This window comes from Actinospineispora eucalypti, assembly GCF_039543365.1.
Taxonomy (GTDB): Bacteria; Actinomycetota; Actinomycetes; order Mycobacteriales; family Pseudonocardiaceae; genus Pseudonocardia; species Pseudonocardia eucalypti.
This window is the reverse complement of the sequence record NZ_BAABJP010000015.1, coordinates 1-24,878: the sequence shown is the minus strand read 5'-3', so window position 1 is coordinate 24,878 and position 24,878 is coordinate 1. Positions and strand designations below refer to the sequence as shown.

Sequence of the window (24,878 nt, the reverse complement as noted above, 5' to 3'; positions counted from 1 at the left end):
TGGTATGTCCCCGGGTCAGCGAGTGGTGGTTGTCGGGGCCGGTATCACCGGCCTGAGCTGCGCGTACCGGCTGCGGGATCGCGGCTTCGAGGTGCTCGTACTGGAGGCCTCGGACGCGGTCGGCGGAAAGATGAGCAGCGTCCGCCGAGACGGTTACGTGGTGAACCGGGCGGCCAACATCCTGCCCTCCTCCTACGCCGCCGTGCGCGGGCTGGCTCAGGACGTGGGGCTCGGCGGGCGGATCGGCGCCATGCCGGTGGTGCTCGGCGTGCCCCGGGACGGGCGGATGCACCGGCTGCGGGCCAGCGGCCCGGGGATGCTGGTGGACGGCCTGCGCACGTCCCTGCTGTCGGTGCGCGGGAAGCTGCTGCTGCGCCGGATGCTGGTGGACGCGCTGCGCATGAAGGGCTCGCTCAGCTACGCCAACCTGGGCGCGGCGGCCCGGTTCGACACGGAGACCGTGGCCGAGTACTGCGAGCGCCGGCTCAGCCCGGAGGTGCGCGACTACCTGGTGGAACCGATCCTGCGCGCGCTGTTCACGTGCAACGCGGACACGGTGTCCATCGTGGACTTCTTCTTCGCGGCGGTGAACTTCGTCGGCTCGGGGATGATGCGCTACCCGGGCGGCATCGACTTCCTGGTTCGCGAACTGGCTTCGCGGCTGGACGTGCGGCTCTCGGCGCGGGTGACCTCGGTGACCGACGAGCCGGACGGCGTGCGGGTGAGCTGGACCGGCCCGGACGGCGTCTCGCGGGTCGAGTCGGCGGACGCCTGCGTGCTCGCGGTGTCCGGCGCGGTGGTGCCCGCGCTCTACCCGGGGCTGGACGCTTCGCGGCGCGAAATCTTGACCTCGAAGCTGCGCTACTGCGTCACCTACGCCGGCCACTTCGCGCTGCGCCGGCGGCCCTCGGAGCCGTCGCTGGTGGTGCCGGTGCCGCGCGCCGAGGACGAGAACCTGTGCGTGGTGGTGTTCAGCCACAACGCCGGCGAGGCGTGCGTGCCGTCCCCTTCGGCCGGGCTGCTCTCCACCTACTGGCTGCACGAGTGGAGCTCGTCGCGGCGTTTGCGGACCGACGACGAGGTGATCGCCGAGATGCTGCCGGCGATGGCGAAGGTGGTGCCGAGCATCGAGGAGGACCTGGTGTTCGCCCGCCTGGACCGGTGGGACCCGGCCGTGGTGCGCAGCTACCCGGGTTGGTACACCCACGTGGCGCGGCTGGGTGAGCTGGCCGACGCCGGCGGGCGGATACAGCTGGCCGGCGACTACCTGTCCGCCTCGTCCACCAACGCCTGCGCGGTGGCCGGCGAGGAGGCCGCTGGGCGCGTGGCTCGGGTGCTGGCCGGCGGTTCCGTCGGGTCGGCGGTGGCCCGGTGAGCACGAAGTTCGAGTCGCTGGCCGACGCCAGCCGCTTCGCGCTGAGTCCCGAGCGGCAGGCCCGGCTGCTCGACTCGCAGACCGACTGCACCTTCTGCTGGACCAACTCGTCCGGGCACCCGGCGGCGGTCACCCAGGCCTTCGTCTACCGGGACGGCGAGTTCTGGATGGTCTCCGAGGCCTCCCGCGCCCGGGTCCGGGCGGTCCGCCGCGACCCCCGATCCTGCGTGGTGGTCGCCGCGCACGGCCGCTCCAGGACCCTCTCCTTCAAGGGGCACACCGCGGTGATCGAGGACCGGTCGGTGGTGCTGCGGGTGCTCCGCGACATCGCCCGCCGCTACGACCCGGAGGACGAGCAGGCGCAGGAGGCGCACGTAACGGCGGCCGATTCCCCGGGCCGAGTGGTCCTCCGCTTCACCCCGGAAAAGATCACCAACGCCTTCGACGGCTCCCTGGCCCGCACAACCACCTAACCCCTCCGCGAGTCGGGGATCTGGGTACGGCGAGTCGGGGCTTGGGGTACGGCGAGTCGGGGATTTGGGAACGAGCGGGTGCGCGCGGTTCCGTGCGGTTGGGCCCGCCGTGAGTTCAAGAGAACCCGGACGGCGGAGTCTGGTCGTCGGCCGCGGGTGTCGCCCGTCCCTTCGGCGCAATCGCTCGGCGAGGGCTCGCCGTCCAAAACCGCGCCGTACCTCAAGTCCCGACTCGCTGTACCTCAAGTCCCGACTCGCTGTACCCCAAACCCCGACTCGCCGTACCTCAAGCCCCGACTCGCCGTACCCAGATCCCCGACTCGCTGTACCTAATTTCCCGACTCGCCGTGGAGGTAGCCGGGGCGGCGGTGTTCGGTGAAGTCGGAACGGGCGTCGCGGGCCTCGCCGGACATGTTCAGTTCCAGGGTGTAGCTCAGCTCCTGGCGGTAGGCGGTGCGGATGTCCCGGCCGATGCTGCCGGCCATCGCGGACTTGAGGCCGCGGATCACCGCCGTGCGTTTGCCGGCCACCGTGTGGGCCAGAGCCAGCGCCGCCGAGGGCAGCTCCTCCGGGTCGACCAGGCGTAATACGGAGCCGAAGGCGGCCAGTTCCTCGGCCGGCACCGGCTCGCAGGTGAACAGCGCGGCGCGCAGGCGTTTCTCCGGCATCAGGCCGATCGCCTGGATGATGCCGCTGGTGGCGCCGTTGTCGGCCTCGGCCAGCACGAACGGGGTGCCGGGTGAGGCGAGCAGGATGTCGCACACGCCGGCCACCAGCACACCCAGGCCGATGCAGTAGCCGTGGATGGCGCCGATCACCGGCACCGGGCATTCCGCGATCGCCAGGGTGAGGTTCTGCGAGCCGTGAATCTGGCCGAGGATGCCCTCATACCCGGGCAGCCGCTGCACCTCCTTCACGTCCCCGCCGCCGCAGAAGCCGCGCCCCTCGCCGCGCAGCACCACCGCGCGCACGCCGGAGTCCGGCGACCCGTACCCGCGCAGCGCGGAGATCAGCGCGTCGATGGAGGCCAGGTCGAAGGCGTTGACCGGCGGGTTGTCCACCACCAGCTCGGCCACGCCGTGCTCGTCGAGCTTCTCGTGGATCACCGGCCGTACTGCTCCTTCAACGCGGCCCGGGACACCTTGCCGGTGACGTTGCGCGGCAGCTCGTCCACCAGTACCAGGCGTTTGGGCAGCTTGAACCGGGCCAGCCGGGCCTCGGCGAAGGCGCACAGCTCGTCCAGGGTCGGGGTCGCCCCCGGAACCGGGACCACGACGGCCAGCCCGACCTCCTGCCACCGCGGGTCCGGCACGCCGATCACCGAGACGTCGGCGACCGAAGGGTGCACGGACAGCACGTTCTCCACCTCGGCCGGGTAGACGTTCTCCCCGCCCGACTTGTACATCTCCTTGGTCCGGCCGGCCAGGTAGTAGAAGCCGTCGGCGTCCCGGCGGGCGGCGTCGCCGGTGCGGAACCAGTCGCCGGTGAAGTAGTCGTCCCGGGAGCGCCGCCAGTAGCCGACCGTGACGCTGGGGCCGCGCAGCCAGATCTCCCCGGTCTCCCCGTCCGGCACGTCCTCCCCGGTGGGCGAGACCAGCCGGATGTCGGTGTGGAACGCCTTGCGCCCGGTGGACCCGGCCTTTGCCTTGTCCAGGGTGCCGAACTCGTGGTCCAGCGCGGTGGCCATCGGGCCCATCTCGGTGCCGCCGTACTGGGGTTGCAGCGGCGTGCCCTTGTCCGCCCACAGCTGGAGCAGTTCGGGGGTGGCGATGGCGCCGGCCACGATGAAGTGCCGGGCGCGGGACAGGTCGGCCGAGGCGAACGCGGGCTGGGCGGCGATCGCCTGGTACATCAGCGGGATCGCCGCGAAATGGGTGACCGGGGGAGCGGACGAGGTCAGTGCGGCGAGCACCAGGTCGGGCACGAACCGGGTCATCGTGGTGACCGCGCCGCCGAAGTACAGGATCGGGTTGGCCATCACGTGCAGGCCGCCCGCGTGGAACAGCGGCATGACGTTCAGCTGGTGGCAGCCGGGCTGGGAGTAGCCGGTGGTGTGCGCGTTGTTCAGGGACTGCCAGATCAGGGTGCGGAAGGTGGACAGTGCGCCCTTGGGCTTACCGGTGGTGCCCGAGGTGTAGAGGATGTGGGTGGGGTCCTCGAGGTCCAGCGTGGTGGTGCCCCGGGGGTCCCGGTAGTCGGCGGCGGCCAGGCCTTCCTCGTAGTCCTCGGCCTCGTCGGCCGGAAGACCCCAGGCCAGCCGGCGGGCCACGCCGGCCTTCTCCGCGATCTCGGTGGCCGCGGCGGCCCAGGTGGCGTCGTGCACCAGCACGGCGGGTTCCGCGTCCAGGCAGATCTCCGCCATCTCGTGGGTGGACAGCCGCCAGTTCAGCGGGACGAACAGGGCGCCCAGCCGCATCGCGGCGAACTGCACCTCGAAGACCCGGGGGTCGTTCTCCGCGATCAGGGCGACCCGGTCGCCCTTGGCCACCCCCAGCCCGGCGAGCACCGAGGCCAGCCGGCCCACCCGATGGTCGAGCTCCCGCCAACGCAGGCGCCGGCCGTCCTCGGCGCAACCCAGCGCCATGGCGTCCGGTTGGTGGTCCGCGTGCCGGGCCACCCAGTCGTGCGCGCCGAATCCCATCATTCAGCCGATCTTGTCTTCCATGCCGCGCTCCTTGAGGAAGGTGCGGTACATCCCGAACGCCGGCTGCATCGCCGGCAGCAGCTTGAGCAGCTTGGGTATCTGGCCCTCCACCCGCACCTTCTTGCGGGCCAGCGCCATCGGCAGGTTCAGCTGGCCCAGCCAGAACTTGTGGCCGTCGTCGGCCGACATGAACATGTTCACGTCGACTTCCTTGGCCTTGGCGGCGTCACCGCTGCGCACCGCCGGCGGGTCCACCGTGGTGGCCAGGCTGACGAAGCAGTCCGGGTCGTGGTAGTTGGCGCGGAACGAGGTGGCGGCGGCGACGAACTTGGGACGCAGCTCCGGGTCGGAAGTGATGTGCTCCAGGAACTCGCTGAGCACCTGTTCGGCCTCCTGCTGGGAGCTGAATACCGGCACGCCAGTCCTCCTTGACCCGGTTCACCAAATGGCGTTAGGTTAGCGCGGCGCCGGCGGCGTGTGCAACGGCCGGCGACAGAAAGGGGCGGGCATCGTGAGCCACGTGAGTATCGACGGTGCCAAGTGTCAGGGACACGGGCGCTGCGCGCTGATCGCACCCGAGGTGTTCGACGTCGACGACCTCGGCATGGGTCTGGTGCTGGTGGACGAGGTGCCGCCGGCGGCCGAGGCCGACGTGGACGAGGCCGTGCTGACCTGTCCGGAGAACGCCATCCATGTCCGGTGATTGTCTTTACCTAACGTCGTTGGGTATTGTGGCGGCATGGCCCGGTTCGATCACCACACCGAACACTTCGCCGAGCACTGGCGGGAGACCTACGCCGAGCTGCGCGGCAGCTGCCCGGTGGCGCACAGCGACGCGCACGGCGGCTTCTCGGTCGTCACCCGGTACGCCGACGTGCAACAGGTGCTCCGCGATCCGGAGACCTTCGCCTGCGGGCGCGACCTCGAGTTCGACGGCTCCCGCACCGGCGGCGTGACCGTACCGGTGAACCCGGTGCGCATGGGTTTCATGGAGATGGACCCGCCGGAGTCGCAGGCCTACCGCCGGCTGGTCGCGGCCCGGTTCACCAGTAAGGCGATCAACGCGTATCTGCCGAGGATGCGGGAGATCGTCACCTGGGTGGTCGACCGGGTGATCGAGTCCGGCCGGATCGACTTCGTGGACGACCTGTCCAACCCGCTGCCGGCGCTGGTCTCCCTGGACTACTTCGGCCTGCCGCTGGACCGCTGGGAGCTCTACGCCACCGCGCTGCACAAGGCCGCCTACCGGGAGAAGGGCTCGGTGAAGGCGGTGATGGAGCTGCTCGCCGACCTGCGGGCCACCGTGGCCGACCGGCGGGAGACCCTCGGCGAGCGCGTCGGGTCCGGCGCCGCCGCCGACGCCGACGACCAGACCATCGTGGACCGCCTGCTCAGTGCCCGGGTGGACGGGCGGCCGCTGGGCGACGAGCTGGTCACCGAGCTGCTGTTCATGCTGCTCAACGGCGGGATCGACACGTCCACCGCGCTGATCGCCAGCATGTTCCTCTACCTGGGCGAGCACCCGGAGAGGCGCACCGCGCTGGCCGCCGACCCCTCGCTGATCCCGACCGCGGTGGACGAGATGCTGCGCTACTTCACCCCGGGCACCGGGGTCGCGCGCACCGTGCGCAAGCCGGTGGAGCTGGGCGGGATCGAGCTGCGGCCCGGCGACCGGGTGTTGCTCGCGCTGGGCTCGGCGAACAACGACCCGGAGATGTTCCCGGAACCGGACCAGATCCGGCTGGACCGGGACAACAACAGCAAACACCTGGCCTTCGGCAACGGAATCCACCGCTGCCTCGGGGCCTTCCTCGCCCCGGCGGAGATGACCCTGCTGCTCCAGGAGGTGCTGCGCCGGCTGCCGGACTACACCATCGACCTGGACGCGGTCCGCCGCTACCCGACGATCCCTCTGGTCAACGGGTACATCGCGATGCCCGCGACGTTCACCCCCGGTCCGAAGTCGCTCACCGGGTTCGACGAGAAGCTGCCGGTGCGCGCCGCCTCGTCGGTGGGCTGACCCGGTGCCCGGAGCGCTGGACGGCCTGCGGGTCCTGGAGGTCGGCCACATCATCGGCGGCCCGTTCTGCGGCCACCTGTTCGCCGACCACGGCGCCGAGGTGATCAAGGTCGAACCCCCCGAGGTCGGCGACCCGATGCGGGTGTGGGGTGGGTTGTACCGGGGCGTCGGGCTGTACTGGTCGATCATCGGCCGGGGCAAGAAGTCGGTCACCCTGGACCTGCGGTCGGCCGCCGGGCAGGAGGCGTTCCGAACGCTGGCCGCCACGGCCGACGTCGTGGTGGAGAACTTCCGGCCGGGCACCATGGAGCGCTGGAACCTGGGTCCTTCCGAGCTGGCGTCGGTGAACCCCCGGCTGATCATGGTGCGGATCACCGGGTTCGGCCAGGACGGCCCGTACGCGGACCGGGCCGGTTACGGCTCGGTGGCCGAGGCGATGAGCGGGTTCCGGCACCTTTCCGGCGAGCCGGGCCGCCCGCCGGTGCGGGTGGGGATCTCCATCGGCGACGCGCTGGCCGGCACGCAGGGGCTGGTCGGGGCGTTGATGGCGTTGTGGCGGCGGGACCGTCCCGGCGGCTCCGGGGTGGGCCAGGTGGTCGACGTGGCGCTGTACGAGGCGATGTGGATGTACCTGGAGTCCACCGTCGCCGAGCTGGTCAAGCTGGACCGGGAACGCGGCCCGACCGGGGCGCTGCTGCCCGGCATCGCGCCGTCCAGCGTCTACCCGACCCGGGACGGCGAGTGGCTGATCATCGGCGCCAACCAGGACTCGGTGTTCCGCCGGCTGGCTTCGGCGATGGACCGCGACGACTGGTTGGCCGACGACTCGCCGTACGGCACGCACGTCGGCCGGGGCGCCGCGCAGACCGAGCTGGACGAGGCGATCGCCGCCTGGACCAGTGATCATTCGGCCGACGAGCTGCTCGCGCTGCTCGCCGACGCGGGCGTGCCCTCCGGCCGGATCTACACCGCGCGGGACATCCTGGGCGACCCGCACTACAAGGCGCGCGAAATGATCGTCGACGTGCCCGAGCCCGGCCTGGGCGGCGAGACCGTCCCCATGCCCGGCGTCGTCCCCAAACTCTCCGCCACCCCCGGCGCCCTAACCCGCGGCGCCCCCCTCCTGGGCGAACACAACCCCCACTACCTCCCCACCCCCACCCCCACCACTTGATTCAGTGCGTTCAGCACGCTGATTCAGTCACTTCAGCAGGGTGATTCAGTCGGTTCCGCAGTCCGGTTCGGTCACTTCGGCAGGCGGGTTCGGTCGGTTCCGCGGGTCTGTCCGGTCCGTCCGTGAGCTGAAGTGACTGAATCAGCCTGCTGAACCCACTGAATCAGCCTGCTGAAGTGACTGAATCACCGTGCTGAACCCACTGAATCAGGGTGAAGGGGGTGGCCTGGTTGGCGTATTGACGGGGGGTCTTTCGCGCGCCATCGTGGGGGCGGCTGTTGCTTTATGTGCAAAGAGTGCGTAATACGCAACATATCCTCAACGCGGAGGAGGCCCGGTGACCGAGCTGGTTACGCCGAAGGTCGAAGAGCCGAAGGTGCTGCTGTACACCCGGCTGCGGAAATCGCCGTACTTCTGGAAGTCGCGTGAACACGGCGTGGCGTCCTACAGCGTGTACAACCACACGTACCACCCGCGCCACTACGGCGACCCGATCGGCGAGTACTGGTCGCTGCTGAACGGCGTCACGCTGTGGGACGTCGGGGTCGAGCGGCAGGTGGAGATCTCCGGGCCGGACGCGTTCGACTTCACCAACCTGCTGGTGCCGCGCGACCTGACCAAGTGCGCGGTGGGCCAGTGCAAGTACGTGTTCATCACCGCGCCGGACGGCGGGATCATCAACGACCCGGTGCTGCTGCGGGTGGAGCGGAACCGGTTCTGGCTGTCCCTGGCGGACAGCGACGTGCTGCTCTGGGCGCTCGGCGTGGCGCACGCCGGCGGCTGGAACGTCACGGTCAAGGAGATCGACGTGTCGCCGGTGCAGATCCAGGGGCCGAAGGCCAAGGACCTGATGGTGGACCTGCTCGGGCCGACCATTCTGGACATCGGCTACTACCACCTGCGGCACTACCGGCTGGACGGGCTGGACGTCGTGGTCAGCCGCACCGGCTACACCTCGGAGATCGGCTACGAGATCTACCTGTACGAGGCCACCAAGAACGCCGGCCAGCTGTGGGACGTGGTCTGGCGGGTCGGCCAGCCGCACGGCCTGCGGCCCATCGGGCCCTCGCACATCCGGCGCATCGAGGGCGGCATGCTCGCCTACGGCTGCGACATCACCCTGGACACCAACCCCCTGGAAGTCGGCTACGACTACCGGTGGATGGTCGACCTCGAGCAGGAGGCCGACTTCATCGGCAAACAGGCGCTCATCGAGGCCAAGGCGCGCGGCATCACCCGCCAGCTGGTCGGTGTGCGCATCGACGGCCCGCCGCTCGGTTCCTACGTGGACGGCACGATGATCGAGCCGTTCGAGGTGCGCACCGGCGACGGGACGCTGGTCGGCTCGGTCACCAGCGCCTGCCACTCGCCCCGGCTGGAGTACAACATCGGCCTGGCGATGGTGCCGATCGGGCTGAGTGAGCTGGGCACCGAGCTGGTCGTCGCCACGCCCACCGGTAGCCAGCGCGCGGTGGTGGTGCCGAAGCCGTTCGTGGACCCGGGCAAGGAGATTCCGAAGGGGTGAGCGTCGCGGAACTGCTCGCCGCCCCCCAACTCGAGCTGATGCCGACGCGTGACGCGGCCGACCGGTTCGAGGGGTTGCCGGAGGGGGCGACGGTCACCGTCACCTGCGCGCCCCGGCGTGGCCTCGCCCCCACCCTGGATCTGGTGGAACGGCTGGCCGCGCGCGGTTTCCGCGCGGTGCCGCACCTGGCCGCGCGGCAGGTCCGGGATGCCGCCGAGCTGGCCGAGACACTGGGCCGGCTGGACCGCGCCGGCGTGCGGGAGGCGTTCGTGGTGGCCGGGGATGCCGTCGTACCGGCCGGCGAGTTCCCGGACGGGCCGGCGCTGCTGCGCGCGATGGACCGGCTGGGCCACTCGCTGACCCGGATCGGCGTGCCCGGCTATCCCGAGGGCCACCCGTCGGTGCCGGACGATGCGCTCTGGGCGGCGTTGCGGGAGAAACAGCGGTTCGCGCACTACGTGGTGACCCAGATGTGCTTCGACGCGGCCGCGCTGCGGGGTTTTGTGGCGGAAGCGCGGCGGCGGGGGATCGCGCTGCCGGTGCTGGTCGGGCTGCCGGGGGCGGTGGACGCGGGGACGTTGCTGCGCCTGGGCGTGCGGATCGGAGTGGGGGACTCGCTGCGGTTCGCCCTGGGGCACCGGGGCGTGGCCGGCACGTTGCTGCGTCCCGGTAGGTACCGCCCGGACACCCTGCTCGGCGAGCTGGACTCCGGCGAGTTCGCCGGGTTGCACCTGTTCACCTTCAACCAGGTAGAACCCACGCTGCGCTGGCTGGCCGAGGCCCGCCGCCGCGCCGCCGCCTGAGTCCCGGCCCGCCGTATTGCGGTTCCGGGCGGTTCCGGTTCAAAGAGCGCTTGGACGGCGCGGCTGGGCGGTCTGCCGCCGCCTGGGAGCGGCCTCTCGCCTCTGGCCCGGGTGCCGGTTCCCTCTTCACTACGCACGGTGACGACAGGGAGGGGTGTCGGGGGAGGTACGGCGCCGCATTTCGCCGAGTGGTGGCTCAGTCGCCGCAAAATCATGATCAAGAGCGACTGGGCCAGCACTCGATGAAGGCGACCGCCCGGGTCGCCGGCGACCCGGGCACGCTCCGTGATCGAGCCGCGAGAACCGGCACCGGGCGAAGGGTGACGGGCCGCGCCGAAGCGGCGGCAGACCGCCCAGCCGCGCCGTCCAAGCGCTCTTTGAACCGGCACCGCCGGAACCGAAACGCTCGCGTAGGCCGCGCCGAACACTCAGCCGGGAAGAACGATGGTGCCGGTGGCAGCCAGTGCGCCGATCTCCTCCGGGGCAAAGCCGGCTTCGGTGAGGACCGCGCGGGTGTGCTCGCCGCGCTCCCGGGGCGCCGGGCGCGACTCCGGTGGGGCGTCGGACAGGCGGGGGGCGGGGGCGGCGTGCAGCTGGCCGTCCTCGCGGCGGACGGTGCCCCGGGAACGCAGGTGTGGGTCGTCGGGCAGCTCGTCCAGCTCCAGCAGGGGGGCGCCGCAGCCGTCCAGCTCGGCGAACACGGCGGACCAGTGCGCCCGGGGCTTGCCCGCGAACACTTCGGCCACCCGGGCGCGCAGGGCCGGCCAGCGAGCCGGGTCCAGTTGGCTGGCCGGGTCGGCGGGTACCTCCTCCTCCAGGCCCAGCCCGGCCAGGAACGCCGCGTAGAACTTGGGCTCGATGGCGCCGACCGTGAAGTGCGCGCCGTCCGAGCACTCGTACACCCCGTAGAACGGCGCCGCACCGGACAGCAGGTGACCGGCCCGGCCGGCCCAGATGCCCGCGTTCCGCTCGGCCAGTTGCGGGGTGTTGAGCAGCGCGGCGCCGTCCACGATGGCCGAGTCGATCACCTGGCCGCGCCCGGTGGCCATCCGCTGGTACAGCGCCATGACGATGCCCAGTGTGGCGAACAGCGACCCGCCGGCGATGTCGCCGAGCAGCGCCAGCGGCGGCACCGGGGCCGGGGCGTCCGGGCCGCCCAGCACGCCCAGCACCCCGGAGACGCCGAGGTAGTTGATGTCGTGGCCGGCCCGGTTGGCGTACGGGCCGGTCTGCCCCCAGCCGGTCAGCCGGGTGTAGATCAGCCGGGGGTTGCGCCGGCACAGCACGTCCGGCCCGAGGCCGCGCCGTTCCATGGTGCCCGGGCGGTTGCTCTCCAGGAGGACGTCGGCCCGGTCGGCCAGCCGGGCGATCACCTCGGCGCCGCCGTCAGCGCGCAGGTCCACGATCGCCGAGCGCTTGCCCCGGGCGAAGAACTTGGCCGGGTCGAACGGCGGCGTGTCCGGGCGCTCCACCGAGACCACGTCGGCGCCGAAGTCGGCGAGCAGCATCGAGCAGAACGGCCCGGGGCCGAGCGCGCTCAGGTCCAGCACCCGGACGCCGTGCAGCGGTGAGCTCATACGAGATCGAACGCCAGGTCCAGCGCCTCCGGGCCGTTGGCGATGCCGGGCGCCCAGTGCACGTCGGCCGGGCCGCCGGAGGCGAAGCGCAGGTTGGTGATCCGCTTGAGCAGCTCGTCGAACGCGATGGTGATCTGGATGCGGGCCAGGTGCGCGCCCAGGCAGCGGTGTACCCCGAGGCCGAAGCCGGCGTGCCCGCTGCGCACGGTGTCGAACCGCAGCTCGGCGGCGTCCGGGAACTTGGTGTCGTCCCGGTTGGCCGAGTCGAACCGGACCAGCAGCTGCTCGCCCTGCTTGATCCGCACCCCGCCCAGCTCCACGTCCCGGGTGGCGGTGCGGCCGAGGCAGCCCACCGGCGACTCCAGGCGGATGAACTCGTCCATGTCCTGGCGTATCCACTTCGGGTCGCGCACCCGGTGCTCCAGCTCCGGGCGCCGGGCCAGGTGGTAGGCGATCGCGCCGATGGCGCCCCGGGTGGTGTCCAGGCCGCCGAGGAAGAGCACGGTGACCACGCCCAGCCGCTCGTCCTCGGTGAGCGGCCGGCCGCCGAGCACGGTGCCGGTGGTGATCGCGTTCAGCACGTCGTCCCGGTCGATCGGGTTGTCCTCGCGCTCCACGATGTACTCGGCGGCCAATGAGGCGAGGTTGAAGTAGGACTCGTCGTCGCTGTTCAGGGCCACCGCGGTGACGATCTCGATGGCCCGCTGCATCTTGGTCGAGTCGGTCTCGTTGAACACGATCTGGGCCAGCACGCTGCCCACGAACGGCGCGGCGAACTCACTGATCAGCTCCACCCGGCCGCGGCTCACCCAGTTGTCGATGAGCGCGGTGGCGCTCTTGCGCATCTGCGGCTCGAACTTCATCAGGAAGGTGCGGGAGAACAGCGGGTTGAGCAGCTTGCGCAGGTCCAGCTGGTAGGGCGGGTCGGCGTCCAGCGGGTTCAGCGTGACCGGGGACGGCCGGGGGGCCACTCCGGCCGAGGAGAAGGTCGCCGGGTCCTCCAGCACCCGGCGCACGTCCTCATACCGGGTGATGACGTACTGCCCGCCGCCGTCCGCGTCGGTGTGCGCCACCGGGCAGGCCTGGCGGGCGTGCTCGAACACCCCCCACTTCACCCGCTCGTGCTCCGGGCTGAACATGTCGTAGCTGCTCAGGAGGGTGCCCGGGTCGTTCTCGGGTTGTTCAGCCACCGGCCACTCTCCTCAGCTTGGGGGACATAAGCCATCACCGTTAGGTTAGAATCCTACCAACCTTGTCGACGAGTTACCCGACGATGTTAGATTAATCCGGTGGCCGAGGTGAACCTGTTCGACTGGCAATACTGGCTGACCACCTGGCCAGCCGAGCGCACCGTTCTGACCAGGGCAAACGCCGCGGACGGGTATCCCCGCGCGCTGACCCCGCTGAGTCAGGACCTGATCGTGCGGTTCGAGGACGCCGGGGTGCGGCGGTTCTTCGAGGAGACGTTGGGCGCGATGAAGCCGTCCGACGCCCCCGCGCCCTACATGTGGGCGATGTGGGGGCACATCTACATCAACGCCGACCAGATGGCGAACCTGGGCGCGGCGCTGCCCGGCAGCTCCCGGCAGTCCATCTACCAGCAGTACATGGGCCTGCGCCCGGACCCGGCGTTCCGGGTGCCCCGGCCGGCGGCGCGGCAGCGGCTGGACTCGCTGCGCACCGTCGGGCCGGTGCTGGTCGGGATGGCCGCGTCGGCGTCCGGCGCGCAGCGGCGGTTCGACGCGCAGATCGCGGCCATCCGCTCGATGCGTCCCTCGGACGCGCCCGACCCGGTGGAGTGCCTGCCCTGGCTGTTGCGCCTGGAGTCGGTCACCACGTCGGCCTGGGAGAGCCTGATGATCGGCGCGGGGATCGCCAGCGCCAGTTTCGAGGCCTGCCAGAAGCTGCTGACCAAGGCCATCGGCAAGCCGGCCGCCGACCTCACCAACCGGCTGCACTCCGGGTCGGGCGGCAACGAGAGCGCCGAGGCCGGCCGGCTGGTGGCCCGGCTGGCCGGGCTGGCCCGGCAGCGCCCCGAGCTGGTCGCCGCGCTGACCGCCGGCGACCCGGCGGCCGAGGTGACCGGGTTGGACCCGGCGTTCGACGTGGCGCTGCGCGCCGGCCTGGACCGCTTCGGCCACCACACCGCGCCCGAGCTGGAGCTGTCCCAGCCGACCTGGCGGCAGCAGCCCGAGCAGCTGCTAGCGATGGTCGCCCGCGCGCTGCACCGCCCGGCCGTCGAGGGCGACCGGGCCGCTTCGGTGCGCGCGGCCGCCGAGGCCGAGCTGGACGCGTCGGTGCGTGGCGCGCTGCGCCCCGCGGTGACCCGGCTGCTCGCCTTCTCCCGCCGGCAGATGGCCCTGCGGGAGAACGCCAAGACCCCGATCGTGCTGATCTTCGACGAGCTGCGCCGGGTGCTCGAGGCGGCCGGTCCCGCACTGGTCGAGCGGGGGGTACCGGAACCCGTTTACCTGCGCTACGACGAGCTCAAGGGCGTGCTGGCCGGCGCCCGGGCCCCGGTCCCGGCGGAGATCTCCCGGCGGGTCGAGGAACACCGCCGCTGCCTGCAGCTGACCATGCCCGAGCTGATCGAGGCCGGCCCGGGCTACGCGGTACCGATCACCGCCGGAGAGATCCGGGCGCGCGGCCTGCTGCCCGAGGACGACGTGCGGCCGGACGCCTCGAAGCTCACCGGGGTTGGCGCCTCGGCCGGCCGGGTCACCGCCACCGCGCGGGTGCTCACCGACCCGCTGGACGACTTCGAGCCCGGTGACGTGCTGGTGGCCAAGACCGTCGACCCGGGCTGGGCGGCCGCGCTGTCCTGCGCCGGCGCGGTGGTGCTGGACATCGGCGGCGGGCTCTCCCACGGCGCGGTGGTGGCCCGCGAGCTGGGCATCCCGTGCGTAGTGAACGTGAAGGCCGGTACCGCCGTGATCCGGGACGGGAGCACCGTCACGGTCGACGGGTCCACCGGCGAGGTCCTGTTGAACACCGACGAGGAGTGACATGCCGGTCCAGTACGACACAGGCGACGAGGGCACCCACGACATCGGCACCACCGACCCGCACTGGCAGGAAAGCGTCTTCGTGCACTGGTACGACCTGGCCGCCGGGATCGGCGGGGTGCACCGGCTCGGGCACGAGCCGAACGCGGCTCCCGGTGGGCGGGCCGCCCTGCAGTGCGCGCTGTTCCGCTCCGACGGGCTGCGCTACCGGCGCAGCAACGACGAGCTGCCGATGCGCGAGCCGCGCACCAAACGGGGCTTCCGCGCCGGCGGCAGCGAGTGGCATGTGGACGGCCCGGTGCCGCGCATCGAGGTGCACGAGCCGGGCCTGGACCTCGAGTTGGAGCTGCACGACTTCTACCCGATCACCAGCTTCTTCCCGTCCAGCGGCTCGCTGGTGGAGGAGTTCGCCGCGCACCACTACGAGTCGTCCGGGCGGGCGGTCGGCACGGTGACCGTCCAGGGGGCGACGCGGCCGGTCGAGGCGACCTTCCACCGGGACCACTCGTGGGGCGTGCGCAAGACCGCCACGCTGCTCTCGCACCGCTGGGTCTCCGGCACCTTCGGCCCCGCGCTGTCCTTCGGCTCGACGGTCTGGCACGCCGCTGACGGGTCGTTCGTGAAGGTCGGCTACGTGGTGCGGGACGGGGAGATCACCTTCGCCGAGGACGTCGACGTGGTCACCTACATGGAGCCGGACGCCTACACCCACCGCGGCGGCGTGGTCACCTGGTACCTGCCGGGCGGCGAGGAGCTGCGCCTGGAGGCCGAGCTGATCGACGGCGTGGCGGCCAAGCTGCACTCGGCGCACTACGTGGACTCGCTGTGCCGGGTCACCCACGAGGGCCGCACCGCCGTGTGCGACTTCGAGATCTCCAACAACGCCCGCAACGGCTCGACCGCGCCGTCGCTGTCCCTGGCCGCCAACCACACGGAGGGCTTCTCCCAGCGCTGAAGCCTTCGGCCGGCGCGAAGGCTGAGCATAAGAAAGCCACATTGTCGGTCTGATCGGACCGCCTCAGACTGAGGCACATGTCCGAAACGGAACGGCAATGACGCCGGAACGCCGCCCCATCAGGGTGGCGCTGGCCAGCTGGGTCTGCGCCAGCATCGAGTGGTACGACTTCTTCATCTACGGCACCGCCTCGGCGACCGTATTCCCGTCGGTGTTCTTCCCGAGCCAGCTGCCGCTGGTCGGCACCCTGCTGTCCTTCGCCACCTTCGGGGTCGCGTTCGTCGCCCGCCCGCTGGGCGGCGCGCTGTTCGGGCACATCGGGGACAGCCGGGGGCGCAAGCGCGCGCTGATCGCCGCGCTGGTGGCCATGGGCGGCGCGACCACGCTCATCGGCCTGCTGCCCGGATACGCCGAGATCGGAGTGGCCGCGCCGATCGCGCTGGTCGTGCTGCGTTTCGTGCAGGGCATGGCGGTCGGCGGACAGCAGGGCGGCGTGGTCGTCCTGGCCACCGAGGCGGTGCCGGCCAACCGGGGCGGGGTGTACGGCAGCTTCGCCTCGGCGGGCGCGCCGGGCGGGGTGATCCTGGCCAACCTGGCCTTCCTCGCCGTGGCCTCGGCCCTGTCGCCGGAGGAGATCCGGGCCTGGGGCTGGCGGCTGCCCTTCCTGGCCAGCCTGCTGGTCGTTGCGGTCGCGGTGCTCATCCAGGCCCGGCTGGAGGAGACCGGCGAGATCCGGCCGGCCGGGCAGGCCGGTTCGCCGGTGCTGGAAGCGGTCCGCCGGCACCCGAGGGCGATCATGCTCGCCGCCGGCTGCTACCTGGCGATCAACCTCAACTACTACATCTTCAACACCTTCCTGCTGGCCTATGCGCCGCACGCGGGCATCTCGCCGAGGATCGTGCTGACCGCTGTGCTGGTGGCCTCGGCGATCGAGTTGATCTGCCTGCCGGCCGCCGGCTGGGCGTCCGACCGGTTCGGCCGGCGCCGGGTCTTCGGCGCCGGCGCGGTGCTGTTGGGTGCCTGGGCGTTCCCGTTCTGGGCGCTGGTGGACACCGGATCCACCTGGGCGCTGCTGCTCGCCCTGGTCGTGGGCCTCGGCGTGCTGCACAGCCTGATGTACGGCGCCCAACCGGCGATGTTCTCCGAGGCGTTCTCCGGTGCCGTCCGCTACTCGGGCGTCTCGCTGGGCATCCAGCTCGGCTCGCTGCTGGGCGGCGCGTTCGCCCCGCTCCTGGCCACCGCGATGCTGGCCCGCTTCGGCGGTGCGTTGCCCATCGCCTGCTACATGGCCGCCGGATGTGCGGTCACCCTCGTCTCCGGCATGGCGCTGCGGCGCCACCTGCCGGCCACATCCCAACCCCGAAAGGACTCCCATGCCCGCGCTTGAGCACCTCGACGTCCCCGGAGCCGCCCGGCCCAAGGCCTCCTACTCCCAGGCCGTCCGCGTCGGTGACCTGCTGTACACGGCCGGGTTCGGCCCCCACGACCCGGCGACCGGGCAGGTGCGCGGCGACACGGTCGAGGAGCAGACCGAGGCCACGCTGGAGAACCTGCGGGCGGTCCTCGGCGCGGCCGACCTGACCTTCGCCGACGTGGTGCGCGTCGGCGTGCACCTGCGGAACCTGGAACGTGACTTCGCCGGGTTCGAGCGGGTCTACCGGGCGCACTTCGCCGAGCCGTACCCGGCGCGCACCACGGTGGGCTCGGCGCTGCCCGGCATCCTGGTCGAGATCGAGCTGGTCGCGGGTGGCGCGTAGCCACTCGGCGTCTGTGCCAGGAGTGACCCATGTTCACATCGCGGCTCGCGTTCGGGTGGGCGGTTGGGTTTCCAGATCGCTTGGACGGCTCGCTGGGTGGGGCGGTTCGCTGATTACTCAGGGTGATCGCTCAAGGTGGGGTTACGGGGGGTCGAGCGGGGCCGCCGCATCGAGCGCAGGCTCAGTCGCCGATTGGTGGCACATCTGCCACGACCTTGGTGGTCGTGGTCAGGGCCGGTTTAACCACCCTCCCTTGACCGGTCGCTGGCTCGGGTACCGCGCAGCGGGGTGTGGGTGGTGAGCGGGCCGGGCGTGATCAAGCCGTTGATCCCGCCGCGCATGCCTAACCGGACACTGCGGCAGGAGGCGGTTTCGCGTGGCTGCCGTGTGTGGGGTCGGGCGCTGCCGCTGCCTTCGTTCGCCCTGAGCCGTGTGGGCGATGTGGTGTATGGGCTCGGGTCTGTCGACGATCGGGGGCGTGTCTCGGATGTGGTGTGCCCTCAGGTGATGGGGTGGCTGCCTGGTGCTCGCTTGTCAGTAGAGGCCAGCGCTGGGGGCGAATTGGTGGTGCGTGCTGATGCGGCCGGTGAGTTTGCCCTAACGCATCGGGGGCATTTGCGGCTTCCGCCCGCGATGCGGCGGTGGTGTGGGCTCAGCGCTGGTGATCGGGTGTTGCTGGCAGCTGATCCGGCTCGGGACCAGATGGTGCTGTATCCGCCTGCCGTGCTCGATCGCTTGCTAGCTCGCGCCGCGAATTGCCGCGGAGCGGAGGCGCAAGGATGAGCGTCACCGCCTCTGGCGCTGGCCAGAACCAAGCTGCGGAGATTGAAGCGGCCCGCTTGTTGCTGGCGCGCATGGGGGTATCGGCGGAGGATCTCTTTCGCGCGGCTCCGTCCCGTTCGGTGCCGACCTTCGCCGAGTATGTCCCGATCGTGGAAGCGACGGTGACCGACAACACCCGCCGGACCTATGGGCCGTACTGGAACCGGATTGTGGATCGGTGGGGAAGGCGTCGCCTGGATGAGCCATCGCCGTCGGAGCTAGATCAATTGGTTCGTGAGACCGGCCAACGCGCGATCGTCCGTCGTAATGCTCGTGAGGGACGTGGGGCCGGCGAGCACATGGTCGCGGCACTGCGTTGCGTGTACCGGCGCGCGAAAGCTGACGGGCTGATCACGATGCTGGACAATCCGGCGAGCAAGATCGCGAAGCCTCGACGTCTTCCGTCGGATCGGCGGGCGATTCCGGATCAACGGTTGGCCGAGATTAACGAAGTCGCGGCAAGGACCGGACCTCGTTCGTTGAAGGTCTCGGCATGGGCCAGCTGTTCATCTTCCAGACGTTCGCGCAGCGCCTCACCCTCGGCCGTGAGCCGCTGAACCTGTTGGCTGAGTGAGGCGAGCCGCTCGGCCAGATCGACATCAGGTTGGGGCCACCCGAGCGGGACATCTCCCGGGGAACGTGGCCTCGGCACCTTCGCGTGCGCATCGTGAGGCCGTCGCGGCGCCGGCCATCGCCGACGATCACCGAGGGCCAGCCCCCTCCCGAGTATCTGGTGGGTGTCCTGGTCCAGAAGCTGGGCAGCTCGTGTGGCTGCGGCCGGCAACGTGCCGTGTTCGGTGGCCGACCGTGCCCACCAGCCCAGCCGCCGCGCCACGCGCCGCGCACCGTGATCGCTGCTGAGGTCCTCGAAGCTGACAATCCGAGGTCGGCCGGCGAACAGATCGCCCGCCCGCGCGCCGGGTTGGAACGCACACAGCGTCCATGGCGCGATCGCACACCGCTGCTCGACGCGCTGCGACATCCGCCGTGTGGCCTCGGGGTCCAAAACGTAGGTGGCAGCCAAGCTGACCGTCTCACGGGCCAAGGTGGCGATGTGGTCGGCCCACAGCGGCAACTCCAGCCGCTCGTCGGACCCGGCCACCAAGACCAGGCCGCGCCGGCCGGGATCGGCGATGCTGTCCAGCAGCCGCGGCAGCTGCTCGGGGGTGACATGCACCGGGGACGGCCGAAGCCGCGCGCATCCGTCATGGGCATCCACGACCTCTACCAAACCCCGCGCCAGCCTGGGAACGCTGGTCCACGGCCGCCGCAACCGGTTCCCGGCGCTCGCCTGCGTGCCCTCCGGAGCGTCGACATCGAGCCAGACCCAGGCCGGCCCTTCATGCGACACCCCGATGGTCAGGTCGGTGACCCAGCAACTCCAGGACCGCCGCTCCCTGACCCGTACGCGAGTCCAGCGCCCATACTCGTCGTCCCGGGTAAGCATCAGCCCGTCGACTCCGGTGGTCAGTCGCGAGACCATCCCCGGCAACAACGAGTCGCAGTCATAGCCTTTAGCTCCCAGCCACAGGTCAAGCTGCTCGAAAGCGCGCTCGCTCACAGGCCGCAAACCTCACTCGTCTCCCCTCACTGACACGCACGGTCAACGGGGAGATCCACTTTTTCAAACAGGCTCTAGTGCGCCTGGATAAGCCGGTTGGCCGCCAACTCGCCGCTGAAGATCGGTGCTTCCACTCCGGCGTGTGCGAAGTAGTCGCCGGCCAGGTAGACGCCTGGGGGCATCTCGGCGTGCAGTGAGTCCAGGGTGCCGTAGTGCCCGGGGTTGGCGATGGACAGCCCGCGCCGGTAGTGGAACAGCTCCACGAAGTCCGGTTCCGGGCCGGGTCCGTAGACCTCCAGTACGGCGTTGCGCGCGGAGTTCACGATGTCCTCGTCGCTCATCCGCTCCAGCGGCGGGGTGTAGAAGTAGACCCCGACCGCCTCGCCGCCCTCTGGAACGGCGGACGGATGGCGTTTGCTGAGTAGCACGCAGGCGCCCCAGTCGCGCTCCATGTTGGCCGGCAGCGCCACGCTGGCCCGGTGGTCCGGCCAGGGGTTGCGCTTGTAGCAGAGCTGTACGTGGGCGTAGTCGGAGTACATGCAGTCACGCAGTTTCTTCGTCGATTCCGGCTCGACCAGGTCAACCAGCAGGTCGGCGGCCACGCCCGGTTCGGGCGCCACGATCACCGCGTCCACCGGGTGCCGCTCGCCGCCCGCGGTGACCGTATAGCCCGCGCCGTCCTGGGTGATCTTGTCGACCGGGGTGGACAACCGCAGGTCCAACCCGGGGCTGCCCTCCACCAACCAGTCGCAGACCTGCCCGACGCCCTTCGGCGGGACGGAGAGCGCCAGCCGGTAGAACTGCTTGACCACCGCGTGGAACAGCGCCGGGGACAGCCAGCTCATCGGCACCGCATACAAGAACCCCATGTAGGGGACCGTGATGTAGTTGGTGCCCCGCTCACCGAGCACCCGCCGCGACCAACTCTCCAGGTTCTCCCCGCCGTCGTACTTCGCCAGCTCCGCGCCGTCGAAGCACAGTTTCGGCCCGGGCCGGACCAACTGCGCGGCTACCCCGGTGGCGATGCGCAGCTTGTCCCGCCAGGTCAGGACCGGCATCCGCAGGAAACTCATCACCTGGTCGAACTTCGCCGAGTAGCGCTGCCCATCGGCGTCGATCACTTCGGTCTCCGCGTCCCACGCCACCAGCTCCTGGTAGCGACCCAGTTCCTTGAGGATGGCATTGGTGCGCGGGTAGATGCCGCCCATCAGGAACAACGCGCCCGAGCCGAGGCTGAACCCATCCTTGAGCACCTGGCTAGTCCGCCCGCCCACGCCGTCCTGTGCCTCAAACAACACCACCTCGTGGCCATGCTTGCGCAGCGTGTACGCCGCCGCGCAGCCCGCCGGACCACCACCAACCACAGCAGCCTTCATCAGGATCGGTCTCCCCGCGTCGAGTGGAGGAGTTTTACTCTAACATCCAATAATCGAAAGCTAGAGCATTTATCTCGATCTCGACCCAGCTAGATGACGTCACCAGGGTCGGCGGAGGACTCACCGCCTGAGCGGGCGAGAAACCCGGTCAGACGGCGCTCGCCGCCTCGAGGAACCTTTCCAGCTCGGCACCCGTATCAGGACCGCAAGGCTGGAACACGACCTCCGTGACTCCGCTCGAAGCAAGGTCGTCCAGGCGGCGCCGGACCTGCTCGCGGGTGCCGCTCACCGTTACGTCCCGGAGCATCGAGTGCCCACCGGCCGACCACGCTGCCCGATCGGCCTGGTTGAGCTCTACGCAATGACCCGCGTGAACGGCCAGGTGGCGCCGATCCGCCGGCATCTTGTCGACCACCTCCATCCATTCGTTGCCGCCCGGAAGCTCACGCACGGCATCGGGCCCTTCGAACTCGTAGGCACCGTGATAAGCCAAAGCCCAGCCAGGACCGCCGGCGTTGCGGGCATGCTCGGAATCCTGAGCCTCGCCCTCGTCGAGCACCGTCCCCCAAACCAGATACGGCACCCATGAATAGTCGGTGATGAACTCCGGCAGCTGTATGGTCACGAACAGGCCGTCGCCGAGCTCGTTGGCGACCTTGTGTCCCTTGGGGCCGAGGGCTCCGATGAGAATAGGAACCTCGACGGGCCGGGCCGGTGCATGTCCGTCGGGGTGCAGCATCCGCATCTGGGCGCCCTCCCATTCGACCACCTCGCCCCTGAGCAGGCCGCGGAACACCCGGACGTAGGCCTCCAGGTACGACCAGGTGATCGCCCGATATCCCATCGCGCGGCGCCCGGTGAAGCCGGTCCCGAAAGCGACGGCGGTACGGCCGGGCGCGAGCGCCGCAAGGGTGGCGGTCGCGGCGGCATTGACCATCGGGTGGCGCAGGCTCGGGACCAGGACGCCGGGGCCGAGTCCGATGCGCTCGGTCCGCACCGCCGCCAGCGCCAGGGTCATCCACACGTCGGGGCTCTGCTGCGGCGTGTCGTAGACCCAGGCCCGGGCGTAGCCAAGGCGTTCGGCCAGCGCGATGTTGTCGGGCGAGTCAAGGGCTGTCGGGAAAGCGCAGGAAACCTCCACGAGGCTCCTCCGTTCGCGGATCGTAGGACCGATGAAGGTGGATATCACGCGTTGAGGGACCGGCCGGGCGTCACGGAGCGGCGATTCGCAGTACCGAGCACCACATATCGGTCAACAGATCGAGCAACTGGTCGGTCTCGGCGTCGAGTACCCGCTGGACCCGCCACCGGAAACAGATCTGGTCGAGCTGGACGACCAGGAACTGGATCCGGGTTCGGGCGGTCTCCCGCTCCGGCGCGGCGAGCGCCCCCAGGTACTGCTCTAGCTCGTCGGCGAACTGGTCGTACATGCCCTTCCAGCCGGCCGCTATGCGCGGGTCGGAGGCCGCCGCCTCCTGCCACGGCCCGAGGATGGCCGCGTGCTCGTCCCACCAGGCGAACGTGCTGGCCAGCCACTCCCGGATGGCCGCGCGCGAGTCGGCGGTCAGCGCGGTGTCCAGCAGCCGCCAGTAGCGGGCGGCCTCGGCCATGACGCCGGCGAAGAGCGCCTCGAACAGCGCCGCCTTGCTGGGGAAGTGCAGGTAGAAGGTGGCCCGGTTGATCGAGGCCTGCTTGGTGATGTCGCCGACGGTCGCCCTGCCGTAGCCCTCCCGCTCGAACACCAGCCGCGCCGCGTCCAGCAGGCGCTGACGGGTGACCTCGCGTTGCTGGTCACGCAGCGTCCGTCGCGGCCGGGTCAGGGTGGACGGGCTCTGCGCCAGCGGCGAGGTCATGCGGCGAGCGTACCGCCGGAACGCTCGACTCAGGCAACAGTCTGCCGACTCAAGCAACATATTGATGCTTGACTCGACACAGTGTCGTCCGAGATGATGACGGGCGCCGCCTCCGGCCCGCCTGAGAGGGAGTCCCGACAATGACCGTCGCGCAGACCACGCCCGGCACGGATACCGAGGTCACCATCGAGCTGGACGCGGTCGTCCTCGGCGCCGGCGTCGCCGGCCTCTACCAGCTTCACCAGCTGCGGGAGCAAGGACTGCGGGTCCGGGTGTACGACGCGGCCGGCGAGGTCGGCGGCACCTGGTACTGGAACGCCTACCCCGGGGCGCGGTTCGACAGCGAGGGCTACGTCTACCAGTACTTCTTCTCCGAGGACCTGTACAAGGAGTGGAGCTGGAGCGAGCGCTTCCCCGGCCAGCCCGAGATCGAACGCTGGCTGCACTACGTCGCCGACCGGCTAGACCTGCGCCGGGACATCCAGCTCGACACGACGATCGTCAGCGCCCACTTCGACGAGGACCGCGGTCGATGGATCGTCCGGACCGACCGTGGGGACGTCATCGACACGCAGTTCTTCATCGCCTGCGCGGGTCCCCTCTCGGCCCCGCTGACCGATGTCTTCGAGGGAAGCGACGACTTCCGGGGCCGGCTGGTGCACACCTCCCGCTGGCCTCGGGAGGGGCTGGACCTGTCCGGCCGGCGGGTCGGTGTCGTCGGCATCGGCGCGACCGGGATCCAAGTCATCCAGACGATCGCCGAGCAGGTGGAGCACCTGACGGTCTTCGCACGGACCCCGCAGTACGTGCTGCCGATGAACAACCCCCGGTACGGGCCGGCCGACCAGGCCGCCTACAAGGCGCGCTTCGAGGAGCTGCGGGACACCGTGCCGCACACGTTCACCGGTTTCGAGCACAGCTTCGAGTACACCTGGGCCGAGCTCACCCCCGAGCAGCGCCACGAGGTGCTCGAGAAGCTCTACGAGGACGGCTCGCTCAAGCTCTACGCGGGCGGCTTCGCCGAGGTCTTCTTCGACGCCGAGGCCAACGAGGCCGTGTCCGAGTTCATCCGGGAGAAGATGCGGGCGCGGTTGAAGGACCCGTACCTGTGCGACGTCCTCATCCCCCGCGACTACGGCTTCGGCACCCACCGCGTGCCGCTGGAGACCAACTACCTGGAGGTCTACCACCGGGAGAACGTCGAGCTGGTCAGCGTCCGGGACAACCCGATCGCCCGGATCGTCCCGGACGGCATCGAGCTGACCGACGGCACCGTGCACGCGTTGGACGTGATCATCCTGGCGACCGGGTTCGACGCCGGCACCGGCGCCTTGACCAGGATTGACATCCGTGGCCGGGGCGGGCGCAGCCTGACCGAGGACTGGGGGCGGGACATCCGCACCACGATGGGCCTCGCGGTGCACGGCTATCCGAACCTGCTGACCACCTCGGTCCCGCTGGCCCCCGGAGCGGCTCTGTGCAACGCACCGACGTGCCTGCAGCAGCAAACCGAATGGATCAGCGAGACCGTGCGCTACCTCCGCAAGCGCGGCAAGACCGTCATCGAAGCAACCGCGGCCGGCGAAGACACCTGGGTCGACCACCACGAGGAGACCGCGGCGGCCACCCTGCTCGCCTCGTCCTCATCCTGGTGGACCGGGGCGAATGTCCCGGGCAAGCCACGACGAGTCCTGGCCTACACCGGAGGCGTGGGCGTCTACCGCGGGAAGTGCCAGGAGGAGGCGTCGGCCGGCTACCCGAGCTTCAACCTGAGCTAGTGTCCTGGATGTTGTTCGCGCGTTCCGCAATGCGCGACTTGCATTCCAGCGAGCCGCGCAGCTGCGCCGGCACTGGACCGCCATGCGACGGCTCGGGCAGGCCACCACCGGCACCGGACTAGTACTCCAGCCGCACTTCGTGATCTTTCGTGGTAGGGTCTCGATCTTGTGGTGGTGGAG

The 24,878-nt window shown here is 70.4% G+C and carries 21 protein-coding genes; 12 read left to right on the top strand and 9 right to left on the bottom strand.

Features of this window, described 5'->3' with window-relative positions; translation table 11 throughout:
- The first annotated feature begins 4 nt into the window (after positions 1-4).
- Both ABEB12_RS16165 and ABEB12_RS16160 read left to right on the top strand, forming a co-directional pair.
- Positions 5-1,375 carry an FAD-dependent oxidoreductase gene (locus ABEB12_RS16165; protein ID WP_185059695.1) on the top strand — a complete coding sequence of 457 codons (1,371 nt, stop codon included), beginning with the start codon at positions 5-7 and terminating at the stop codon, positions 1,373-1,375.
- Entirely contained in the window at positions 1,372-1,848 is a 477-nt protein-coding gene (locus ABEB12_RS16160) for a pyridoxamine 5'-phosphate oxidase family protein (RefSeq protein WP_185059697.1), read from the top strand. The genes ABEB12_RS16165 and ABEB12_RS16160 overlap by 4 nt, the downstream gene beginning before the upstream one ends.
- A gap of 329 nt (positions 1,849-2,177) precedes the next feature.
- Here ABEB12_RS16160 and ABEB12_RS16155 read toward each other — a convergent pair whose 3' ends face one another.
- From ABEB12_RS16155 to ABEB12_RS16145, 3 genes are read right to left on the bottom strand one after another with little or no spacing between them, the layout of a single operon-like run.
- A complete protein-coding gene (locus tag ABEB12_RS16155; RefSeq protein ID WP_185059699.1) occupies positions 2,178-2,954 on the bottom strand; it encodes an enoyl-CoA hydratase-related protein in 777 nt (258 codons plus the stop codon).
- Positions 2,951-4,492, bottom strand: coding sequence for an AMP-binding protein (locus ABEB12_RS16150; protein WP_221497586.1), 1,542 nt, complete (start codon positions 4,490-4,492; stop codon positions 2,951-2,953). The genes ABEB12_RS16155 and ABEB12_RS16150 overlap by 4 nt, the downstream gene beginning before the upstream one ends.
- Positions 4,493-4,909, bottom strand: a complete 417-nt coding sequence (locus ABEB12_RS16145) for a hypothetical protein (protein ID WP_185059701.1) — start codon at positions 4,907-4,909, stop codon at positions 4,493-4,495.
- Between the two features lie 103 nt (positions 4,910-5,012).
- Between ABEB12_RS16145 and ABEB12_RS16140 the strand changes: the two genes are divergently transcribed.
- From ABEB12_RS16140 to ABEB12_RS16120, 5 genes are all read left to right on the top strand, one after another.
- Entirely contained in the window at positions 5,013-5,195 is a 183-nt protein-coding gene (locus ABEB12_RS16140; protein WP_185059703.1) for a ferredoxin, read from the top strand.
- Between the two features lie 36 nt (positions 5,196-5,231).
- Positions 5,232-6,512 carry a cytochrome P450 gene (locus tag ABEB12_RS16135; protein ID WP_185059705.1) on the top strand — a complete coding sequence of 427 codons (1,281 nt, stop codon included), beginning with the start codon at positions 5,232-5,234 and terminating at the stop codon, positions 6,510-6,512.
- 4 nt (positions 6,513-6,516) lie between these two features.
- Complete coding sequence (locus ABEB12_RS16130) at positions 6,517-7,686, top strand: CoA transferase (RefSeq protein WP_221497587.1); 1,170 nt, start codon at positions 6,517-6,519, stop codon at positions 7,684-7,686.
- Positions 7,687-8,023: 337 nt separating this feature from the next.
- Positions 8,024-9,211 carry a glycine cleavage T C-terminal barrel domain-containing protein gene (locus ABEB12_RS16125; RefSeq protein WP_185059706.1) on the top strand — a complete coding sequence of 396 codons (1,188 nt, stop codon included), beginning with the start codon at positions 8,024-8,026 and terminating at the stop codon, positions 9,209-9,211.
- Positions 9,208-10,014, top strand: coding sequence for a methylenetetrahydrofolate reductase (locus ABEB12_RS16120; RefSeq protein ID WP_345702866.1), 807 nt, complete (start codon positions 9,208-9,210; stop codon positions 10,012-10,014). The genes ABEB12_RS16125 and ABEB12_RS16120 overlap by 4 nt, the downstream gene beginning before the upstream one ends.
- Before the next feature lie 428 nt (positions 10,015-10,442).
- On the opposite strand, the gene ABEB12_RS16115 is transcribed toward ABEB12_RS16120, so the two are convergent.
- Together ABEB12_RS16115 and ABEB12_RS16110 are read right to left on the bottom strand one after the other, a co-directional pair.
- Entirely contained in the window at positions 10,443-11,591 is a 1,149-nt protein-coding gene (locus ABEB12_RS16115; RefSeq protein ID WP_185059708.1) for a CoA transferase, read from the bottom strand.
- On the bottom strand, positions 11,588-12,781 hold the full coding sequence (locus ABEB12_RS16110; RefSeq protein ID WP_221497588.1) for a cytochrome P450: 1,194 nt from the start codon (positions 12,779-12,781) through the stop codon (positions 11,588-11,590). Before ABEB12_RS16110 ends, ABEB12_RS16115 begins: the two co-directional genes overlap by 4 nt.
- 99 nt (positions 12,782-12,880) lie before the next feature.
- Between ABEB12_RS16110 and ABEB12_RS16105 the strand changes: the two genes are divergently transcribed.
- The 4 genes from ABEB12_RS16105 (at position 12,881) to ABEB12_RS16090 (ending at position 17,308) form a co-directional block, all read left to right on the top strand.
- Positions 12,881-14,596 carry a PEP-utilizing enzyme gene (locus ABEB12_RS16105; protein ID WP_185059710.1) on the top strand — a complete coding sequence of 572 codons (1,716 nt, stop codon included), beginning with the start codon at positions 12,881-12,883 and terminating at the stop codon, positions 14,594-14,596.
- Between the two features lies 1 nt (position 14,597).
- Positions 14,598-15,551, top strand: coding sequence for a DUF7064 domain-containing protein (locus ABEB12_RS16100; protein WP_185059712.1), 954 nt, complete (start codon positions 14,598-14,600; stop codon positions 15,549-15,551).
- Positions 15,552-15,648: 97 nt separating this feature from the next.
- Positions 15,649-16,938: an MFS transporter gene (locus tag ABEB12_RS16095; protein ID WP_185059714.1), complete on the top strand. Its 1,290-nt coding sequence runs from the start codon at positions 15,649-15,651 to the stop codon at positions 16,936-16,938.
- A complete protein-coding gene (locus ABEB12_RS16090; protein ID WP_185059716.1) occupies positions 16,925-17,308 on the top strand; it encodes a Rid family hydrolase in 384 nt (127 codons plus the stop codon). The genes ABEB12_RS16095 and ABEB12_RS16090 overlap by 14 nt, the downstream gene beginning before the upstream one ends.
- Before the next feature lie 1,249 nt (positions 17,309-18,557).
- Here the strand turns inward: ABEB12_RS16090 and ABEB12_RS16085 are convergent.
- The 4 genes from ABEB12_RS16085 to ABEB12_RS16070 all read right to left on the bottom strand — a co-directional run bounded on the left by ABEB12_RS16085 (position 18,558) and on the right by ABEB12_RS16070 (position 22,920).
- Positions 18,558-19,691: a hypothetical protein gene (locus tag ABEB12_RS16085; RefSeq protein ID WP_185059718.1), complete on the bottom strand. Its 1,134-nt coding sequence runs from the start codon at positions 19,689-19,691 to the stop codon at positions 18,558-18,560.
- A 74-nt stretch (positions 19,692-19,765) separates the two neighbouring features.
- Entirely contained in the window at positions 19,766-21,067 is a 1,302-nt protein-coding gene (locus ABEB12_RS16080) for an FAD-dependent oxidoreductase (protein ID WP_185059720.1), read from the bottom strand.
- Positions 21,068-21,215: 148 nt separating this feature from the next.
- Positions 21,216-22,208, bottom strand: a complete 993-nt coding sequence (locus tag ABEB12_RS16075; RefSeq protein WP_185059722.1) for an LLM class flavin-dependent oxidoreductase — start codon at positions 22,206-22,208, stop codon at positions 21,216-21,218.
- 70 nt (positions 22,209-22,278) lie between these two features.
- Positions 22,279-22,920 carry a TetR family transcriptional regulator gene (locus ABEB12_RS16070; RefSeq protein ID WP_185059724.1) on the bottom strand — a complete coding sequence of 214 codons (642 nt, stop codon included), beginning with the start codon at positions 22,918-22,920 and terminating at the stop codon, positions 22,279-22,281.
- A 140-nt stretch (positions 22,921-23,060) separates the two neighbouring features.
- Between ABEB12_RS16070 and ABEB12_RS16065 the strand changes: the two genes are divergently transcribed.
- Positions 23,061-24,698 (top strand): NAD(P)-binding protein, encoded by a 1,638-nt coding sequence (locus ABEB12_RS16065; protein WP_185059726.1) that lies wholly within the window; start codon positions 23,061-23,063, stop codon positions 24,696-24,698.
- The last annotated feature ends 180 nt before the right edge of the window (positions 24,699-24,878 follow it).

Bases quoted from the DNA above. Each gene is read 5' to 3' on its own strand.
- ABEB12_RS16090 (WP_185059716.1), top strand. From the start codon at position 16,925: ATGCCCGCGCTTGAGCACCTCGACGTCCCCGGAGCCGCCCGGCCCAAG.
- ABEB12_RS16065 (WP_185059726.1), top strand. From the start codon at position 23,061: ATGACCGTCGCGCAGACCACGCCCGGCACGGATACCGAGGTCACCATC.
- ABEB12_RS16100 (WP_185059712.1), top strand. From the start codon at position 14,598: ATGCCGGTCCAGTACGACACAGGCGACGAGGGCACCCACGACATCGGC.
- ABEB12_RS16070 (WP_185059724.1), bottom strand. From the start codon at position 22,920: ATGACCTCGCCGCTGGCGCAGAGCCCGTCCACCCTGACCCGGCCGCGA.
- ABEB12_RS16165 (WP_185059695.1), top strand. From the start codon at position 5: ATGTCCCCGGGTCAGCGAGTGGTGGTTGTCGGGGCCGGTATCACCGGC.
- ABEB12_RS16115 (WP_185059708.1), bottom strand. From the start codon at position 11,591: ATGAGCTCACCGCTGCACGGCGTCCGGGTGCTGGACCTGAGCGCGCTC.
- ABEB12_RS16080 (WP_185059720.1), bottom strand. From the start codon at position 21,067: ATGAAGGCTGCTGTGGTTGGTGGTGGTCCGGCGGGCTGCGCGGCGGCG.
- ABEB12_RS16150 (WP_221497586.1), bottom strand. From the start codon at position 4,492: ATGATGGGATTCGGCGCGCACGACTGGGTGGCCCGGCACGCGGACCAC.
- ABEB12_RS16095 (WP_185059714.1), top strand. From the start codon at position 15,649: ATGACGCCGGAACGCCGCCCCATCAGGGTGGCGCTGGCCAGCTGGGTC.
- ABEB12_RS16135 (WP_185059705.1), top strand. From the start codon at position 5,232: ATGGCCCGGTTCGATCACCACACCGAACACTTCGCCGAGCACTGGCGG.